Source organism: Rhodococcus sp. WWJCD1 (assembly GCF_002258735.1).
Classification (GTDB): Bacteria; Actinomycetota; Actinomycetes; order Mycobacteriales; family Mycobacteriaceae; genus Rhodococcoides.
The window spans coordinates 137,579-156,151 of the sequence record NZ_NOXY01000015.1 but is presented as its reverse complement, the minus strand read 5'-3'; the positions used below and the strand labels follow the sequence as shown (position 1 = coordinate 156,151).

The 18,573-nt window shown below is 62.3% G+C and carries 14 protein-coding genes; 5 read left to right on the top strand and 9 right to left on the bottom strand.

What is annotated here, in order from left to right; all coding sequences use genetic code 11:
- Positions 1–171: 171 nt before the first annotated feature.
- The 3 genes from CH286_RS11170 to CH286_RS11160 all read right to left on the bottom strand — a co-directional run bounded on the left by CH286_RS11170 (position 172) and on the right by CH286_RS11160 (position 4,915).
- The gene (locus CH286_RS11170) at positions 172–2,091 is read right to left on the bottom strand and encodes a UvrD-helicase domain-containing protein (RefSeq protein ID WP_037154677.1); all 1,920 of its coding nucleotides are present in this window, start codon (positions 2,089–2,091) and stop codon (positions 172–174) included.
- On the bottom strand, positions 2,088–3,974 hold the full coding sequence (locus tag CH286_RS11165; protein ID WP_094609245.1) for an ATP-dependent nuclease: 1,887 nt from the start codon (positions 3,972–3,974) through the stop codon (positions 2,088–2,090). The genes CH286_RS11170 and CH286_RS11165 overlap by 4 nt, the downstream gene beginning before the upstream one ends.
- A 131-nt stretch (positions 3,975–4,105) precedes the next feature.
- Positions 4,106–4,915, bottom strand: coding sequence for a DUF4241 domain-containing protein (locus CH286_RS11160; RefSeq protein WP_165430154.1), 810 nt, complete (start codon positions 4,913–4,915; stop codon positions 4,106–4,108).
- A gap of 1,114 nt (positions 4,916–6,029) precedes the next feature.
- On the opposite strand from CH286_RS11160, the gene gluQRS reads away from it, so the two are divergent.
- From gluQRS to CH286_RS11140, 3 genes are all read left to right on the top strand, one after another.
- A complete protein-coding gene (gene gluQRS, locus CH286_RS11150) occupies positions 6,030–6,890 on the top strand; it encodes a tRNA glutamyl-Q(34) synthetase GluQRS (protein WP_094609244.1) in 861 nt (286 codons plus the stop codon).
- Between the two features lie 102 nt (positions 6,891–6,992).
- Positions 6,993–7,853: a hypothetical protein gene (locus CH286_RS11145; RefSeq protein WP_080734557.1), complete on the top strand. Its 861-nt coding sequence runs from the start codon at positions 6,993–6,995 to the stop codon at positions 7,851–7,853.
- Positions 7,854–7,932: 79 nt separating this feature from the next.
- Positions 7,933–8,676, top strand: coding sequence for a queuosine precursor transporter (locus CH286_RS11140; protein ID WP_032404507.1), 744 nt, complete (start codon positions 7,933–7,935; stop codon positions 8,674–8,676).
- Here CH286_RS11140 and CH286_RS11135 read toward each other — a convergent pair.
- From CH286_RS11135 to kynA, 3 genes are read right to left on the bottom strand one after another with little or no spacing between them, the layout of a single operon-like run.
- On the bottom strand, positions 8,673–9,509 hold the full coding sequence (locus tag CH286_RS11135) for a PaaX family transcriptional regulator (protein WP_037154685.1): 837 nt from the start codon (positions 9,507–9,509) through the stop codon (positions 8,673–8,675). The genes CH286_RS11140 and CH286_RS11135 overlap by 4 nt on opposite strands.
- Positions 9,490–10,698 carry a kynureninase gene (locus tag CH286_RS11130; protein WP_080734614.1) on the bottom strand — a complete coding sequence of 403 codons (1,209 nt, stop codon included), beginning with the start codon at positions 10,696–10,698 and terminating at the stop codon, positions 9,490–9,492. The genes CH286_RS11135 and CH286_RS11130 overlap by 20 nt, the downstream gene beginning before the upstream one ends.
- Complete coding sequence (gene kynA / locus CH286_RS11125; RefSeq protein ID WP_037154689.1) at positions 10,698–11,552, bottom strand: tryptophan 2,3-dioxygenase; 855 nt, start codon at positions 11,550–11,552, stop codon at positions 10,698–10,700. Before kynA ends, CH286_RS11130 begins: the two co-directional genes overlap by 1 nt.
- 140 nt (positions 11,553–11,692) lie before the next feature.
- Between kynA and CH286_RS11120 the strand changes: the two genes are divergently transcribed.
- Positions 11,693–12,070 (top strand): BlaI/MecI/CopY family transcriptional regulator, encoded by a 378-nt coding sequence (locus tag CH286_RS11120; RefSeq protein ID WP_094609243.1) that lies wholly within the window; start codon positions 11,693–11,695, stop codon positions 12,068–12,070.
- A complete protein-coding gene (locus CH286_RS11115; RefSeq protein WP_094609242.1) occupies positions 12,067–12,948 on the top strand; it encodes a M56 family metallopeptidase in 882 nt (293 codons plus the stop codon). The genes CH286_RS11120 and CH286_RS11115 overlap by 4 nt, the downstream gene beginning before the upstream one ends.
- 2 nt (positions 12,949–12,950) lie before the next feature.
- Here the strand turns inward: CH286_RS11115 and CH286_RS11110 are convergent, their stop codons facing one another.
- The 3 genes from CH286_RS11110 to CH286_RS11100 are packed head-to-tail and all read right to left on the bottom strand — an operon-like array spanning position 12,951 to position 18,560.
- Positions 12,951–13,670, bottom strand: a complete 720-nt coding sequence (locus CH286_RS11110; protein ID WP_037154698.1) for a VIT1/CCC1 transporter family protein — start codon at positions 13,668–13,670, stop codon at positions 12,951–12,953.
- Positions 13,663–14,139, bottom strand: a complete 477-nt coding sequence (locus CH286_RS11105; protein ID WP_094609241.1) for a DUF2231 domain-containing protein — start codon at positions 14,137–14,139, stop codon at positions 13,663–13,665. Before CH286_RS11105 ends, CH286_RS11110 begins: the two co-directional genes overlap by 8 nt.
- Positions 14,140–14,189: 50 nt before the next feature.
- A complete protein-coding gene (locus CH286_RS11100) occupies positions 14,190–18,560 on the bottom strand; it encodes a non-ribosomal peptide synthetase (RefSeq protein ID WP_255182635.1) in 4,371 nt (1,456 codons plus the stop codon).
- Positions 18,561–18,573 lie beyond the last annotated feature (13 nt).

The following is an 18,573-nucleotide window of genomic DNA, read 5'->3' as shown; positions in this document are numbered from 1 at the left end:
AGTCCTAGTGCACCAGTGACGTCGCGCGTGCTCACATCACCCACCTACGAAAGCGGCAGTTACCGCACCGTCAGGATCTCTTGACGGTGCGGCGCGTTTTGGTTGGGCGACAATCGCGGGAAGACACTAATTGATGAGTGGTCGGGAGAGGACGTCACTTTTGCTTCTTCACTAAGCAAGGGCAGGGAGTGTCAGATCTTTAACAACCCACCCACGTGCGGATAGGGCCTCGATGTAAGGTTCAGCTCGCGCACGATGGACCGCGAAGGCGAGCAGATGTGTAGGGCGGGATGCTCCGACAAAAACCAATTCCGCAATGCGGCGTACTGCCTCGCCCGCAGTGGTGAACCCCTCTTGGCTGGCGTACCTCCGAAGTACCTCGTGGACGTCGTATCGCCTTCCTGTCGCCCCATCTAGACACTCAAGAATTAGTGTCGCTGAGTGTGTCTCGCCTTTGGCCCCATGGATGGTTCCAGGAGATATCGGCACCACACCACCAATTCCAAAGGGCGGCAGGACCGTATGATGCGGAGACGGGTAGATGGGCGGAGGAACATAAGCAAATGTTCCGGGCCTCTGCTGGACTCCTGATTGGCCATTGAGTTCGTCAACCAGTTCAAGCATGGTTTTCATGGTCGCGCCCCACCGTAGCTCGTCGTCAAGGGATTTCGACGTGATTTCTAGAAGCATTGCTCGGAGGCGGCCTCCTGCCGAGGTGGCATCGCGTGAGAGTTTCCGTAGAACTGGCAACGGACTCTCGCATCTAACTGACTCGCGGATCGTGTTCCAGATGAGTTCTGCCGCGCCGTGCCACTTGCCGTCCAATCGTCGGTTACGAGCCGCCCGGGCAATCTGGATCAAGGCCCCGTGACCTGTAATCGGCCTGTCTACAAGGTAGTCTGGGATATAGCAGCTGATGGACTGGGGATATTTTGTTGAAGTTCCGGGTTCTCGCCGTGCGCCGAGTGCCCGGGGAGGAAATTTAAGGACCTCTGAGTTCGGTACGTAGTCGCGAACCAGCAGCTGAAACGCAGGAACGACTGCTCCGACGCAACTATCGTCGTACAGAATAACCGCCACTGCGCCCTGCGGACCAGTTCCGACTATATCTTGGACGCGGTGAATAGTGAGCGTGCTGACAAATTCTGCAATTAATGGCCCAAATCTGCGACTGGCGCTCAACTGTAGCGCATCTGAACGGGGAAAGGCGGAATGCGAGACATCATCGTTCTCATTTTTCCTGGCGAAAATCCCCTGGTTGACGTCACCCACCCGTTGTACTACCGCGTCTGTGCTACCGAATACTTTGTCGAGTAACCGTTGCTGTGCAAATTCTGTGTCCTGCGTTTCGTCAATCAGAACGAACGGAAAACGGTGCGCCACCGCTTTTGCCAGTCCCATGTTCCTAAAAAGGGCGCGTTCGGCGATCGCGAACATGTCCGCGTAGCGAAATAGACCTCTCCTCGCCAGACGCATTTTAAGCTCGACGAATTCTCTACCACTTGCAGTATCCGGACCAAACGGTAGCTCTTTAGCGGTTTTGACCAATAGTTCGCCGTCTTCCCAGACAAAATGCGCGTTTGCAATGAGAGCCTCGCCGTTTCCAAATTTTCGGCCAAGCACTGAACGCAAGGTTGTGAAATCTGAGCTTTGCCTCATCATGCGCGCAGCTGATTCTGCATACGCCGCATCGTCGATCGACTGCACCTCTACCCCTTGCGATCGCAGCGCAGGCAGGGAAATAAAAGAATTAGTGAAGGACTGGATCGTGCCGATGAAATGCGGGTAACGCTCCAGTTTGGAGCCGGAAGGGGTCGACTTGAGCCGCGAAGAGATCTCATCTTTTGCCGTGTTGGTATGCGACAGAACGCACAAACCACGCGTGGCGCTGTTCCATGCCTGTGCAAATAGAGCAAGTTTTAGGCCGACCAGGCTGGTCTTTCCAGAACCGGGAGCCGCTTGAACATCGATCGCGTTCAAGCTCTGGATGAAATCCAATTGTTCCTGGTGAGGAAGGTCGAGCGCTAAGGCGGCGGCTGCTGCCTGGACTCGCTCTCGACTGAAGACCTCTAGGTCATACGGCGCACTCATGGGACGCTCACGGTGCACAAGTGCCCAAATGCGCGCCTGAGGTATTCAGGTAGATCAGCATCAGTAACTTTCGTAGCGTCAAGAAGGCGAGCGGCGTGTTGTGCAGCAATAGTTTTGCTGGCTTTGTTTAAACGCAGTGGTTTGTAGATCTCCAACGCCACGGTCGCTAACGGCCTTCGCTGGTCTCTCCAACCGTCGAGTTCGACTTTAGCATCGGACTCTGCCTTCTGGAGCTTAATAGCATCAGGCCATGTTTTCTGTGAAACCACAGCAGCACATATTGCCTTGTGCATTATTTCAGCCATGGTCCACGATGCCGCAGCGAGATCGTACTCCAATGTCCAGTTGTCAGAAACGAAAGTCTTGACTGGTCCGCTGTCTTCAGCTGTCAAGTTGGCAATGTGGGCGACGACGGCATCTTGAGTCATCTCGGCGGAGCATTTAAGCTGCCCCCGCATTTCTGTCGATGTTCCTTTCGGAACCAGGTCCCGATCACGGATACATGCTACTGACACCGGAATCTGCTCGCCGTCGCGTTGAAAGATTCTGCTGTATCGGAAAAGACCGACAGTACCTACATTGACGACACTGACCCCGGAAGCGTTAAATGGTTTGCCCACTGCGGCTGCGAGAGCAGGTACGAGAATGACCTCAGCGTCACCTTCAACGACTGCAACTGCGCGCGCGAAGAACAAGTTGGCCTTAGTGACGTCAAGAAATCGGGTTAAGAACGCGTAGTCGCCGGCATTCAGATGGGTCAAGTCACGCGCAAGTCGAAACGTCCGACCCCGTGCCACCATCGTCAGATGCTCGACTGGCGTCGAGGACGCGACGTTCGGGCTGTGTGTAGTGACAATGACCTGCACCGCGGGTTGGCTCCCCGACTTGCCCGGGTGGGCCCGATCCTGGAGCAAATCCATGACGCGGGTTTGCAGTTGGGGGTGCAGATGCGCCTCTGGCTCTTCAATAAGAAGAAGCGGAGCGATGTCGCTGGTGCCAAGCAGAAGAAGCTCGGCAGCCATGAACAGCGCGTTGTTGTAACCGAGTCCTCGTCTGGTTCGATCTCCGTGGGCGGAGGCAAGTGTCAATTCGAGCCGTTCAAGGGCGCGGATCAGGGATGCATCCCCGGACACCGAGATTTCACCGCGCAGGCGGTCTGCACCTATAGCGAACTTCTTGAGATAGTAATCGTTGATGTCGTCACGCGCGGCAGTCACCGCCGCGTTCTGCGCAAGCTTGTGCTCGGCGCGACGCATAATGCCGACGAGCGTGCTGGCTGTATCGGCTTCCTGGTCGAAGTCGTCGATCCCCTGCTCTTTAATCAACGGATAGCCAGCCATGATTTGCGACAAACGCGATCCACGTCCTGCTCGAAGCTCCGCCTCCGCGTCTCGAAGTGGTCGTAGGTATGTGGCTTTCAGCAGCTCACGCGCTGTGCCGTCCAGTGTCGGACCGTCCGCGTTTGGCCCCGTTCGCGTTGACACCGAAACTCGCTGCGGTAGAAGGGGGTTCATAATCTGCGCCTGAACGGTTACGTGCAGGGACACCGTGCCGTCGGAGTCGGTGGTTAGCAACTCAAGGAACGTAGCCTGCTCCTCAGTGGAGAGGTCCGCGAACCTACACGAAATGGTAATTTCGTCCGCCCTGCCCTGCGGGCTCACGTGGAAATCATCCCGCGTGATGCGGTGGAACTCTGTGGCCGTCGTCATCAGGCATAGACGAATCGCATCGACGATGGCGGACTTTCCGCTATCGTTCTCCCCCACCAAGACATTGGTGCCAGGACCAAATTCAAGGCTTAGCCGTAGGTCATCGCCACTGTCGCCTTTGGGGCGAGACCCAAAGATTCGAAAGTTCTCTGCTCGCACACTGCGCAGGTACATGTAGCTCCAATTCGTGGAAGCGTGTGTCGGTTCGCCGTCGGAGGTTCAAGATCCGCCGATCTAAATAGTGCAGTCTTCCGTGCAGGGATGTCCATCGCTGAGCTACCCACCGTGTGGTGTAGGGGTGCTTCTTATCCGGAAGTTATGTAGACGCGAACAATGCGTCCGTCGTGTAATTCTCCATACACTGGGTACATTCCGTCCCCCCATGCCGTTGCAAACGCAACTCCAGCACCCTCGTGGCCCTTAGGGAACGCGAGACGACCATGCGTCCCCGACAGCGTCGCGCCTACGCATCCCTGGTACGAGTACTCGAATAAGGTCCGTGAAATACCCTCGGCCGCAACTGGTTGCTGAATCTGAAGACTGGCCTGGTCGTGGTCAGTTGCGCGCCCGGCTTCTGATCGCCATTCGCCGTCGATGTAGCAGGGATCAGTGATGAGGAGCTGTCCGCTATCGACTCCGACCTCTCCTAACAGGACGATTTCGAGCTCCGTTGTCGCCGGGACCGTGCTTCCTTCCGTCGAATCGGGTCGTGCATCATCATCGGCAAAGTCATCCCCATCCATTGCTAGCATCATTCTGAACCCTTGTGTGCGCGATAGGTCCACCTCAAGGTTGGCCCGTTCATGACGGAGATGCTCTAGCGCGCCGATATTTCGATCCTTGTCTTCAGTGAGTCTGAGAATCTCGCTCTCGCGCGTCTGGATCCGCTCACTGAGGACCCGCTCCATGACTTCAGGGGACCGCTTCTCCAACTCCTGCGCCTTATCCCTCCACATATCACGGTTTTTTTCCACGCTGGAGATCTCAGCGTCCTTCACCGTCAAGGCGGCTTGCAGCTTGTCTACGTAGAGCTTCCAAATTGCAGCACCCCCGAGCAGCGCTCCGGCGTTAATAGCGAGCTGTACGGCATCGACCGTTGACGCGAACCACGACATTTCCACTCCTCTGGTCATGGGGAGTTAATCAGGTCCAACCGACAAGATGTGTTCGGTACCAGATAACGGGCGAACTGACCTCCTTCGGAGGCTAAACACCGGCGTGTCGGAACTCAACGAGTACGACCTACTGCAACCCGATGTCCTTCACTGCGTTACCGACTAGCGGTGCGTGCTTGGGGCGGTAGACCTTGACGGGGTCTAGGCTGGCGAGGCCGGTTTGGCAGGCGATGGGAATCCATCGGCACCGTTGCGCGTGCCCTGGGTGACGAAGCCGGCGCGGAGAGTGTCCACCGAGTTTTGCGAGCACCGGGGGTGTCGAAGCCCGCATGGTCAGCAAGGCGGCGGATGGGCTGGTGGATCGCTGCTGCGGCCAAACCTCGTCGGCCCACCCGCGTCACTGTTCGCGCGCGGTCTGAATGAGGAGCGTGATCGTGCCGACCAGCAGCGGGTTTCGCGGAGTGCGGGGTGGTCCCGCGCGGGGTTTTACTCCCGTCGAATTCCCGAACAAGTGGCGGTGATCATTTCCTGTGTCGTCGGGGACAGGTGGCCGGTGGTGCGGTGCCGGCGGTTGATCGCCGCCATCTAGGTGCGGAAGGTGGCGATGGCGTAGGACCGCCGCCCCGTTTGGCGCGGGTAGTCAGCGGCGTCGACGAGATCAGCGGCAATGGTGATCGGAGGCGCCGGCAACGTCGCGTGACTATTAGTCACGCACCATCTAGTGAAGCGCGTCCACGGGGGCGTGTGCGTCCTTCGCGTCCACTCAAATCGGCAGGAATGCACGAAGCTCGCGATCCGCTTTGCGCCGGCGAGCGGCATATCCGGCTCGACGGTTACCAATGAGCCGCCCTCAGGTTGCGCGCGTTAGTGATCACCACTGGTCTTCAGGCAGGTCGAGAGTCAAAACAGGAAGACTTCAGCAGGTCACTGGGAGGTCCGCAGAGCCATACTTTGCTGAAGTGGCGTTCAAGCACGACGGCGGGGAACGCAACTTTTGTCGCCCACGTCGGACTGGTCGGAGGCCAGTGCATCCGGCGGCCGCGAAAGTGAGCTTCCGCCGTAATCGGCCTAGCGCCCCGCATTTCCCCAATACACCTGGAACTACGATGTCCCCATGCCCGCCGGCCGCTTCGCTCCCAGTCCCTCCGGCGACCTTCATCTCGGCAATCTAAGAACCGCGCTTCTGGCCTGGCTCTTCGCCCGCTCCACCGAACGGCGGTTCGTGATGCGCGTCGAAGACCTCGACCGCGTGAAAGCCGGCTCCGAACAACGTCAACTCGACGACCTCGCCGCCATCGGACTCGACTGGGACGGTGCGATCATGCGGCAGTCCGAGCGTCGGGAAATCTACGACGCCACGATTCGCACGCTGACCGCAGCCGGGCTGACGTACGAATGTTTCTGCACGCGTCGGGAAATCCAACAGGCCGCATCCGCGCCCCACGCACCCGACGGCGCGTATCCCGGCACCTGTCGAAATCTGACCGCGGACCAGAGAGCAGCGAAGGACCGCCCACCGGCCATTCGATTGCGTTCGCAGGTAACCGAATTCACCATCGTCGATCAGCTGCACGGCCTGTTCCGAGGCCAGGTGGACGACTTCGTCCTCCGCCGATCCGACGGAGTCCCCGCCTACAACCTCGCCGTCGTCGTCGACGATGGAGCACAAGGCATCGACCAGATCGTGCGCGGTGACGACCTGCTCACCTCCGCGCCACGGCAGGGCTACCTCGCTCAACTCCTGGGCCTGACCCCCGCGACGTATGTCCACGTGCCCCTCGCTCTGAACATCGAAGGCAAGCGTCTGGCCAAGCGAGACGGCGCGGTGACGCTGCGCGAACGACCCGATGCGTGGGCACTCATCACCGCTTCCCTCGGTGTGCCGGACGTAAAGAACGCCGAGGAACTACTCGAACAGTGGAAGCCGACGCTGGTACCGCGCGAACCGTGGGTGTTCGACCCCTCGATCGTCTGACCACGAGCCGATCGAGATCACGTTGCAACGCGACAGGGCCCAACTCGGGATCAATCGGACGTACAGTGACCGCGACAACTCATCCCGAGGGAGAAGGACACGATGACCTCAGGCGGTTACGACCCCGACAAGGATCCACAGAACCCCGGTGGTTATCCCCCGCCGCAGGGCGGCGGCTACCCACCACCCGGCAACTACCCACCACCCGCGCAGGGCAACTACCCGCCACCCGGCAGCTACCCGCCTCCTCCCGGCGATTACCCCCAGCAGGGCGGCTACCCACCACCCGGCGGCTACCCACCGCCCCCACAAGGCAATTACCCACCGCCTCCGGCGTTCGGTGAGGCACCGATGCCGACGCAGCTGTCCGTGGGAACGGCCATCGGCTACGGCTTCGAGAAGTTCAAGCAGAACGCACTCGTCTGGGTCGGCATCGTCCTGATCGCCGCGGTCATCCAGGTCGTACTGAACTACGTGTTGAGCTCCAACAACATCGTCTTCAGCTTGATCTTCAGCGTCATCATCGGTGTCGTCTCACTCCTGATCCAGGCGGCACTCGTTCGCGGCGCTCTGCACGAGGTGGACGGGGTCAAGCCCGCGTTCGGGTCCTTCTTCCAGTTCGGCAATGTTGCCGCCGTCATCATCACCGGCATCCTCGTCGGCATTGCAACCAGCATCGGCTTCGTCCTACTGATCGTCCCCGGCATCGTCATCACGTTCTTCACGTGGTGGACCTTCCAGTTCGTCATCGACCGCGGCGACGAGCCGATTCCCGCCATCAAGGCCAGCGCGCAGGCAATCGCGTCGAACGGTGGGACCCTCTTCGTCCTCGCGCTCGCCCTGGTCGGCATCAATATCGTCGGCGGTCTCCTACTCGGCATCGGCCTGCTGGCGAGCATTCCGATCACGATCATTGCCGGCACCTACGCCTACCGCGTCACGGTGCGTGGCCGCGTCGCCTGACCTGTAGTCCGCCTCGATGGGCGCGCATCCCTCACTCGGGGATTCGCGCCCATCGTCGTCTCGGTGCTTGGATCCAGGGGTGACTACTACCGAACACACCGCCGCCAACGGCGGCACCGAGTCTGGGCAGGCCACGTTCGCTCACATCAGCCGGGGCTACTACCCCACCATCGTTGCGCTTTTCGTCGCGACCCTGCTGATCTCGAACGTGGCCGCCAGCAAAGGTGTCGCCTTCTTCGCCTCGTCCGACGTCATGCTCGGACCGTTCCAGATCCTGCCGATCAATACCGACGGCGCATTCTTTCTGTTCCCCCTCGCCTACATCCTCGGCGACGTACTCAGCGAGGTCTACGGCTTCAAGGCCACGCGTCGCGCGATCTATCTCGGTTTCGGCTCCCTGCTGCTCACCTCGGTGTGCTTCTGGATCGCCATCGAACTCCCCGCCGCCTCGTTCTACGAGAACCAGGCCGCCCTCGAAAGCGTCGTCGGCGTCGTGCCCCGGTTGGTCCTCGCCGGTCTCGCCGGCTACACCGTCGGGCAGCTCCTCAACTCCGTCGTCCTGGTCAAGATCAAGGAACGCACCAAGGAAAAGCACCTGTGGGCGCGACTGATCGGGTCGACCATCGTCGGCGAATTCTTCGACACGCTGATCTTCTGCTCCATCGCCGCCGGAGTCATCGGCATCAGTACCTGGACCGACTTCATCAACTACGTCATCGTCGGATTCCTGTGGAAGACACTGGCCGAGGTGATCGTCATGCCCATCACGTACCGCGTCATCTCGTACATCAAGAAGCGCGAGCCGTCGTACCAGGATGGCTAAGACGCAACCCATTCCATACTGAGGTCGTACAAACGCTCCCGGGCCGTCTCGAACGTGGCGACGGCCCGGGTGCCCGGCCAGTCTTCCGGCGTCATGGACGGCGGAAGACCAGGGTCGACGTAGGGAATGACGCGCCATTCGTCGAGCAACGGGACGAACGTGACAAACGCGTCCCGGGCATTCCGAGCCGAGGACCCGCCGTCGAAGGCCTCGAGAAATGCCCGATGACGATCGGCAATGCCGGCCAGATCCCACCACAGCTCGGCGCTCTCACGCAGCGTGGTCGGCGGCGCGACCTCGGAGGCGACGAACGTGGTCACGTAGGGCGAGAGCTCCAACGCGTCGACGATGGCACCGGCCTCGTCCGCGAGATATTCGGGTGCGATCCACAGACCGGGTGAGACTGTGCCACAGCCAATTCCGGTGAGTCGACGCCTCAGCTGGTGGCGTGCGGCGCGTTGGGTCTCGGGGATGGTGAACGAGATGAGACGAAACGGATCGCCGTCGGCCATCCGTCGGAACCCGAATATCCGGCCGTCACCGCGCGCGAACATGGTGTCGGCTTGCTCGGTGATGCGATAGCCGGTGCGACCCTCACGATTACTCGATTCGACGACGCCCTTCTTCTTCAGTCTCGTCACCGCAATGCGCGTGCTCTCCGGTGGCACTCCAAGCGTGTCCATCCAGACGACGAAATCGGCAATGGTAAACCACCCGCCGAGAGGCCGGACGTAGGCTCCGAGCACCGTGCGCACCAACGACGTTGCACTACCCGGACGAGACTCGAAGTCGTCGAGGATGGCCCCGGCAGTGCTAGGCGCGGAGTTCGTCACGGATCGCCACGATTCCCAGATACACCTCTCGGTATGAGGTACTCAGTGGGCTCAATCCCAGCCGAATACCGTGTGGCGCGCGGTAATCCGGGATGACACCCTGCTCCCACAGACGAGCGGTGATGGCCTTGAACTCGGGATGGTCGATGGTGACGTGCCCGCCGCGTCGATTCGAGTCCTCGGGTGAGGCGATCTCGACCCCGAGCGGAACCAGCATCTCTCGGACGAGCTCGAGGGCGTATTCGGTGAGCGCAACGGACTTCGCGCGTATTGCGTCCATACCCACCTCGGCGATCATCTCGATGGTGTCCTGCATCGCGATCATTCCGAACACCGACGGTGTACCGCTGATGACGCGTCGAATACCCTGTGCCGGAACGTAACCCTGCGCCATCTCGAACGGATCGGCCCGGCCCATCCACCCCCAGATCGGCTGAACGAAGTCGCCCAGAAGATCGCTGCGCACGTACGCGAAGGCCGGTGACCCCGGACCTCCGTTGAGGTACTTATAGGTGCACCCGACGGCCAGATCCACTCCCCAGGAATCGAATTCCAACGGTACCGAACCGACGGAATGACACACATCCAGCAGCATCAGAGCGCCGGCCGCGTGCGCGATCCGCGTTGCCTCCGCCACGTCGACGAGGAAGCCCGACCGGTAGGCAACGTGGGTGATCACCACCAATGCGGTGTTCTCCCCCACCACCTCGGCAAGCTGTTCCGGTTCGATACCACCGCGGCGGTCCGTCTCGATCCATCGCAGGGTCATATTCAGCTCTGCTGCAATGCCTTCGAGCAGATATCGATCGGTCGGAAAGTTGTCACGGTCGATGACGATCTCGGTGCGGCCCGGGCGCATGGCGATTGCCGCGCGGGCCAGCTTGTACAGCAACACCGTCGTCGAATCGCCGATGGTGGTCTGGCCGGGCGCTGCCCCCAGGGTGGCGTCGGCCAGGGCGTCGCCGATGGTGATGGGCAGGTCGAACCATTGCTCGTCCCAGCCGCGAATCAGGCGCCCTCCCCAGGCCTGCGTCATGAAGGTGTTGATCCGTTCGACGCTTGCCTTGGTGGGCCGGCCCAGCGAGTTGCCGTCGAGATACGCGCTGATCGACGGGTCGTCACTACCGAGGAACTTGTCGCGATAGCTGCGGAGCGGATCCTTCCCGTCGAGCTCGAGTGCACGTTCCATCATCGTCCGATGTCCGTTCTGACAGACAGTAATTCGGGGAAGAACGTGAGCTCGAGCGCCTTCTGCAGAAATCCGACGCCGCTCGACCCTCCGGTCCCGCTCTTCATTCCGATGGTTCGCAGCACGGTGCGCATGTGACGGAAGCGCCAGAGCTGGAAGTTCTCCTCCAAGTCAACGAGTTCCTCGAATGCCTCGTACACCGCCCAATGCTCGGTGTGGTTCTCGTAGACGAACTTGATCAGCGGCATCAGGTCCTCGTTGAACGTGTATGCCGTCGTGACGTCACGGTCGAGGGCCGACGCCGGTACTTCGTACCCCTGCCGCGCCAACGACTGCCAGAAGGCGTCGTACAGGCTCGGTTCGTGCAGCAGAGTCGAAAGCTGTTCGTGAGCAGCAGGATCGGACTCGAAGACTTTGAGCATGCCCGCATTCTTGTTGCCGAGCACGAACTCCACGGCCCGGTACTGATAGGACTGGAAGCCCGACGAGTTGCCGAGGAAGTCGCGGAACTGCGAGTACTCCGTCGGCGTCAGAGTGGCCAGGACGGACCACTGCTCGGTCAGCGTCTTTTGAATGTGCTTGACCCGGGCCACGCACTTGAGCGCGGTGCCGATGTCGTCGGCATCGAGAGCCGCACGCGCGGCCAGCGTCTCGTGCAGCACCAGCTTGAGCCACAGCTCGGTGGTCTGGTGCTGAATGATGAACAGCAGTTCGTCGTGATGCTCCGGGGTGCTCACCGGCTTCTGGGCGCTGAGCAACGTGTCGAGGTCCAGGTAGGAGCCGTAGCTCATGCGGTCACTGAAGTCGGTGACGACAGTCTTCTCTATCGCGCGAGTATTCGCTTCGACACTCATGGCTGGTCCTCGAGGTGATGGGCTGATACCGACAGCGTATTACAGAATTGTGCCGTCCGCCAGTAATACGACATACACCGGTTTCGTGAAAGCCACCCGTCGCCTATCCTCGAAGTACCCGACTCGAGTGAGGAATCGCAGTGCGTAGAGCGTCCGGACAGTTGGAGGAGTCGATCCTCGAGTTGCTCGGCGAGCACACGGAACTCTCGGTGGCCCAGGCGCGCGAGCATCTGGGTTCGGAGCTCGCTCACACCACTGTCATGACCGCGCTGGTGCGCTTGCACGGCAAAGGCCTCGTCGATCGCGAGCGGCGCGGGCGTTCCTTCGTCTACACCCTCAATGCCCCGGTCGATGAGATCCCCGCATTGCGGGCCGCGATGCGGATGCGTACCGAACTCGGCGCGAGAGCCGAACGTGCGGACGTACTGGCCAACTTCGTGGCCTCACTCGACCCCGAGGACGAGGCCACGCTGCGAGAGCTACTCGCCAAGTCGGACGCAGCCGAGCAGCATCGATGACCCTGCTCCTGATCGTGGCCGTGCTGCCGTGGGTGCTGTCGCTGCTGCTGGGGTTCGGAGCCGCCCACATCGACCGCCGACTCAACCCGTCGACCGCAGTCGTTCTGCTCCCCATCCTGTCGATGGTCACCGCGTTTGCAGTCGCCGCGTCCCTGGCCGCGCTGGCCGCGGTCCTTCTGGCGTCGGCTCAGGTTGTGTGGGTATCGCTGGGAATTGCACTCTGCGCGTTGATGTTCTGGCGCTCGGTCGAGGTGGCCCGCCATGTTCGACGCGTTGTGGTCAGTACGTCCATCGCATCCGAATTCGGTGACGAGGCGCGAGCGACGGGCGGCATCGTCGTGGTCGACTCCGACGTTCCCGACGCCTTCGCCGTCCCCACCGGCGGAGGTGCCGTCGTGATCACGACCGGCCTGGCGGAAGCGCTGTCGAACAACGAATTACGCGCGGTGATCGAACACGAACGCGCTCACCTGCGGCACCGTCACAGCGTGTGGATCCAGATGTGCGAGATCGGAGCCCTGATCGATCCGATTCTCAGGCCGCTGTCCGCCACAGTACGACATGCCGCGGAGCGTCAAGCAGACGAGAGCGCGGCCGCTCTGGGCCGTCGAGATACGTTGTCTGCCATTGCCAGAACTGCTTTGCTGCGGGCCCACCTCGACCATGGAACCCGCACTCTGGCCAGTACCGGGGGCGACGTCGTGCGCCGCGTGCAGGCCCTCAGCGAACCACCACGGCACCGTCCCGACCGCGGAATCCTCGCCGCCGGACTGGTTCTCGTCCTCGCGTTCTCCGTCATCTCGGTGGCGTTGTTCGACGTCGTCCAAGATGTGGTGGCACCCGAAACCGGAGAAGCCGCCACCTCGATCTTCCGCTGACCTCAAATACCCGCGACGCCCGCGAGTTGGCCGATCGCATAGGTGACAGCCATCGCGATTGCACCACCGATGACGACCCGGGTCACTGCCGGCCGAGCGGGCGCACCGCCGAGACGCGCGCTGATACTTCCGGTCAGTGCCAGAGCTACCAGCACCACGACGAATGTCACCGGGACGCGCAGCGACGCGGAAAACAGCAGGATGGACAGTAGCGGCAGCAGCGCGCCACTGACGAACGACACCGCCGACGACCCGGCCGCCTGCCACGGATTCGTCAGCGCATCCGGGTCGATTCCCAATTCGACGTCCACGTGTGCGGCAAACGGATCGTGTTCGGTGAGTTCGCGAGCGACGGTCTGCGCGGTGTCGGCCGAGAGCCCCTTGGCCTCGTACAGCGCCGCGAGCTCGGCCAGTTCCTGCTCGGGTTGCTCTTCCAACTCCCGGCGCTCTTTGATCAGCAACGAACGCTCGGCGTCACGCTGCGTGCTCACCGAGACGTACTCACCGAGTGCCATGGATACGGCCCCCGCAACGAGACCCGCGAGACCGGCAGTCAGTAGCGATCCTCGGTCGGTGGTGGCGGCCGCGACACCGACGACCAGACCCGCGGTGGAGACGATGCCGTCGTTCGCCCCTAGCACCCCGGCCCGCAGCCAGTTCAGCCGACCGGACAGGTCTCCGTGCGGTTCGTGCTCGTGCAGGCTCGGCTCGGGCTCACTCATCGACGGCCGTTGCCGATACGTCGTCCCACGCGGCGCGAGCGCCGGACTCACCGATTCTGTACACCTGGACGATTGTGGTCGCTCCGATCACCACTGCCAAGACCACCACCGCGATCGACTGCCACCGCACTGGCGCGCTGCCGCGACGCTCACGCAGATGCAGGAACACGAGTGCCGCGGCGACGATCACCAAGCCGACGGAGAAGTAGATCATCCAGTCACCGATCTCGGTGTGTTGTTCGACCGCCGCGGTCTCGGGGACGCGCTTCTCGAGCCACTCGCCCGCCTCGGTCGTCAGCGGAGTCAGCACCAGCGTGAACACCGCCAGGGCTGCAATGAGCCAGACGAGCCTGTTGCGCACACCGGACCAGATACTGGCCGCAATGGCGAGTATCGCGGTCAGCGGTGCAAGCACCACGATGAAGTGAACGAGCAGAATATGGGCCGGTAGGCCGTTGAAGGTGGACATGCGTTCTCCCGCTGGCTTCGAAGTCGCGTGCGCCTCACGCACCGCACATGCTACACACCATGTAGTAGTTGCGTCGACGGTTCTCGTGCTGCCAGAGCTCGCCACACCGAGTGGGGTTCTACGACCATCGCATGCACGATCTGCTCGAGACGCTCCCCCAGTGCGACAACGGTATTCGCGTCGAACAATGCTGTGGGATAGACGATATCGATGTCCGTACAGATAGCCTTCCCTTGGTCGTCCCGCCGTTCGGTGACGTGAAGATGAAGGTCGCACTTGGCGATGTCGATCGGCCGAGGCGTGATCTCGAAGCGCACGTCCCCGACGTCGAAAGTCGAGGCACTGAAGACGTCCAACGACAGCGCCACCTGAAAGATCGGGTGCCGGCCCTTCGTCGAGTCAGCAGCGAGGTCGGCGACGACATGCTCGAACGGAACGGAGGCATGATCGAAGGCCCGTAGTTCGCTCGCACGGGCCAACTGCACTACGTCCTCGACCGTCGTGGCCGCGGCGATCTTCGTTCGAATGGCGACGGTGTTGGTGAAGGTTCCGACGAGCTGCTCGAGTCGCGGGTCGTCGCGACCGGCAACCGGGGTCCCGATGACGATGTCGGTGGATTCCGTCGTCTGGGCGAGCAGAATCAGCAGTGCTGCGCGAAGCACGGTGAATCGTCCAGTCCCGCAACGCTGTGCCAGATCGGTCATTCTCTCGGTGGTGTCTGCGTCGAACCGAAGCGACGTGCGAGCGCCGGAGAAGTCCCAGTCCTGCGTACGAGTGCGGTCCAACCGCAAGCCCCTCGAGCTGGGTATGTCCGCCAATTCCGTGCGCCAGAAGTCGAGATCGGCCGAGACGTCGCGGTCGGCGGCCCAGACGCTGTAATCGGCGTACTGCAAGGGCAATTCGGGCCAGGACGGTGCGGTGCCGGCAATCCTGGCGTGATACGCCAGTACGAAATCCGACGCCAACAGCCCCAGCGACCAACCGTCAGCTGCACTGTGGTGGACAGCGCATGCGAGCACGTGGTGATCGGGCGCTACTGCGAAGAGGCGAGCTTGGATCGGAAACTCGGTGCGCACGTCGAAGGGGTGCTCGAGCGTTTGCACCACCGCGGCGTCATCGAAGTCGACAACGTCCAGGTTCGGTACCGCCCCCGACGAATCGGGCTCGACTATCTGCACCGGAACCCCGTCGATATCCGGGTAGCGCGTTTGCAACGTGCTGTGCCGATCGAACAGGTCGGTCATCGCCTGCACAGCTGCCGCTGAGTGGAACTCCCCAGAAATCGTGACCGTGAACGGCAGGTTGTACAGCGGAAGCCGTGCGCTTCGATCGATGTGGCGTTGCTGTGGAGCGAGCGGAATTGCGGCCACCCCGTCCGACATTCCACATTCGGGTCGCGAATTCTGCTGCTGCCCAGTAAGTCGACGTTCGTCGATCCGTGCGGCCAAGGCCTGAACGGACGGGGCATCGGCGAGGTCACGCACGCCGATGTCCACCGAGGCCTCGGCTCGCACCGATGCGACGACCCTGGTCGCCGCCAACGAGTCGCCCCCGAGATCGAAGAACGAGGCAGCACAATCGATGCCGTCGATGTCCAGCACGCGCGCGAACGCTGCCGCCACCATCTCCTCGGTGGCACCGGACGGTTCGATCGGAGTACCGGTCGTCGGAGTGGCCAGGCTCGGAACAGGAAGGGCACCGCGGTCGACCTTTCGATTGATCGTCAGCGGGATCTCGTCGAGGATCGTGATGGTCGCCGGCACCATGTGGACAGGCAATCGCCCGACGAGATCCCTGCGGATATCCTCGGTGTCGAGCACATGTTCGTCGAGTGCGGCAACGACGTACCCGTCGATGCGCAGGTCCCCAGCTCGATTGCGGCGCAAAGCCGATGATGCCGCAGCGACATCCGGATACGCCCGCAACGCCGCGTCCACCTCGCCCAGTTCGACGCGATTTCCGCGAATCTTGATCTGATCGTCGGTGCGGCCCAGGAACTCCAGCGTGCCGTCACCGCGCAGACGCGCCCGATCTCCACTGCGGAACATTCGAGTCCCGTTGCTACCGAAAGGGTTTGCTACGAAGCGTGCCGCTGCATCCGCGGTGCGACCGAGATATCCGCGTGCGACGCCAGGTGTCTCGATGTAGATTTCGCCGGCTGCCCCCGACGGAACGGGCCGCAGCGTGCGATCGAGAAGGTGAATCACCGCCCCCACCATGGCTCGACCGATTCCGTCCGCGCTGGCCGGGTTCAGTGGCGCGGTCATCGTGACGCTGCACGTCGTCTCGGTGGGGCCGTAGGCGTTGAGCAGTCGTCGCCCCACCGACCAGCGGTCCACCGTGTCCTGCGGCGCCGCCTCACCGCCGATGATGATTGTCCCGACACCCGACAGTGCTGCGGGATCCAGCGTCGCCAGCGCCGAGGGTGTAATGAGAAGATGCGTAATCGACTGCTGCGCAGCCAGATCCGACAGTTCAGCGCCCGCGTAACTCCCTGCCGGCGCGATCACCACTGCCGCGCCCGCGGTTGCTGCGGCCAGCACCTCGACGATGGCGGTGTCGAATCCGGGCGAGGCGAGGTGACAGACTCGTGAGTCGACGTCGAGGTGGTAGCTGCTGCTGATCTGTTGCACCAACGCGGCGATGCCATCGTGGGTGACGACAACGCCTTTGGGAGTGCCGGTGGAGCCGGAGGTGTAGATGATGTACGCCGCGTGGGGCGGTGCCGTCGGCGCAGCTTCGTCACCCGGGGCACCCTCGGCGAGAACGTCATCGAGGTTCAGCCACTCCACGTCGCCGAACTCGCCGCCGCCCGTGCACAGGCCCAACACCGCCCCGCTGTCCCGCACCACGAACTGCACTCTCTCGCGTGGGTGATTCGGGTCGACCGGAACGTACACCGCACCCACTCGTGCGATCGCCCAGAAAGCGACGACCCCCTCGAGGGATCGGCCGACGCGCACGGCGACCCGGTCCTCGGTGCAGATTCCTCGGGCACTCAAGGCGGATGCGAGTGCGGAGACTTGTGCGGCCAATTCTCCGTAGGTGATCGAGAAGGCCGCATCCTGGATCGCAATTCGATTGCCGTGCTCCGCGATTGCCGTCGCGAACACATCGTTCAGAGATCCCTGCTCGGTCACGGCCGCGCCCACCGAGGCTGGTGTCGTTCGTGGCTCCTCGGGCAGGAACAGGTCGAGGTCGGCCACTGCCGTATCACCGCAACCGGATTCGGCGAAGCGGTCGAGAAAGTACAGGAACCGTTCGTGGTGGCGAGCAAGGTCGCTCGGTGTGTAGGCGGCAGGATTGGCTTCGAAGTCGATGCGAGGACGCGCTCCGCCTCGCCCGGGATAGATGTTGACGGCGAGGTCCGACACCGGTCCCGTGGTCAGAATGTTGATCTCGCCGTCGAAGTCACCGACGGCCACGGTGTTCGCGAACATCATCACGTTGATGGTCGGACCGAAACGCCCTGCGTGCAAGGCACTCCCGCTCTCGGACACCGGCGGTCTGCTGCGCTGGTGTCGGAGGACGGCCCCGATCGCGACCTCGGCCGACTTCACCACGTTGTTCACCGTCGCCGATCCGACGCTCGGCAACCGCAGCGGCACCACATGTGACAACGACGACCCGGCCCCGCGCAGCAGTGCCGTCGGCCGTGCCGAGACCGGCAGCGAGAGATCGACGTCGTCTACATCGTTCATGCGCGCGAGGAAGGCAGCGAATGCCGCGATCACCACGGTCGACGTGGCGCGGCCGGGGGCGGTCACAGAAATCGATCGGTCCTCCCCGACGACGATCGGCACCGACGCAGGCTGAGCACTCCGGCCCCACGATGCGCCGTAGCCCAGGTCAGCGGACTCCCAGTGCGCCCGATCGCGCCGCGCACGGGCGGATGCGTGGTAGCGCTCGTCCTCGGCGAGAAGTGCCGCCGGAGTCGTCGGATCGACCCGTGGCGGCTCGACGCCATCCTGCGCCGCGGCGTACAGAGCCGCCGCCCGCTCGAGCACCTTCATCGAGGCATAACCGTCGAGCGCGATGTGGTGTGCTCTGGTGTACCAGAACACGCGATCGTCCCCGACGCGGAGGACGCGCAGTCGCACCAGCTGGCCGTACAGCGACAACGGCGTTCGACAGTCGTCGTTCATCCATTGAGTGGCTATTTCTTCTGGACGGTCGTGTTCACGGAAGTCGAGAATCTCCACCGCCTCGGTCTCCGCGTCCAGGAATCGCTGCACCGGAGTGCCGTCGACCTCCAAAATCCGCATGGTCGACGACGAGAATTCGCGATGCGCCCGGCTACCGCAGATGGCCAACGCGTCGACGTCGACGGCACCGACGATGTCGACGTAATACGCGATGGTGAAGGGCACGTCGGGCATGAACTGCTGGGCCAGCCAGATGTCGGCCTGAGACGAACTCACAGGTATGGCGTCG

Coding starts and splice junctions, on each gene's coding strand:
- CH286_RS11130 (WP_080734614.1), bottom strand. CDS start 10,698: ATGGAACGTGCACTCGAGCTCGACGGGAAGGATCCGCTCCGCAGCTAT.
- CH286_RS11110 (WP_037154698.1), bottom strand. CDS start 13,670: ATGAGTGAGCCCGAGCCGAGCCTGCACGAGCACGAACCGCACGGAGAC.
- CH286_RS11160 (WP_165430154.1), bottom strand. CDS start 4,915: ATGTCGTGGTTCGCGTCAACGGTCGATGCCGTACAGCTCGCTATTAAC.
- CH286_RS11115 (WP_094609242.1), top strand. CDS start 12,067: ATGACCCTGCTCCTGATCGTGGCCGTGCTGCCGTGGGTGCTGTCGCTG.
- CH286_RS11165 (WP_094609245.1), bottom strand. CDS start 3,974: ATGTACCTGCGCAGTGTGCGAGCAGAGAACTTTCGAATCTTTGGGTCT.
- CH286_RS11105 (WP_094609241.1), bottom strand. CDS start 14,139: ATGTCCACCTTCAACGGCCTACCGGCCCATATTCTGCTCGTTCACTTC.
- CH286_RS11145 (WP_080734557.1), top strand. CDS start 6,993: ATGACCTCAGGCGGTTACGACCCCGACAAGGATCCACAGAACCCCGGT.
- CH286_RS11170 (WP_037154677.1), bottom strand. CDS start 2,091: ATGAGTGCGCCGTATGACCTAGAGGTCTTCAGTCGAGAGCGAGTCCAG.
- kynA (WP_037154689.1), bottom strand. CDS start 11,552: ATGAGTGTCGAAGCGAATACTCGCGCGATAGAGAAGACTGTCGTCACC.
- gluQRS (WP_094609244.1), top strand. CDS start 6,030: ATGCCCGCCGGCCGCTTCGCTCCCAGTCCCTCCGGCGACCTTCATCTC.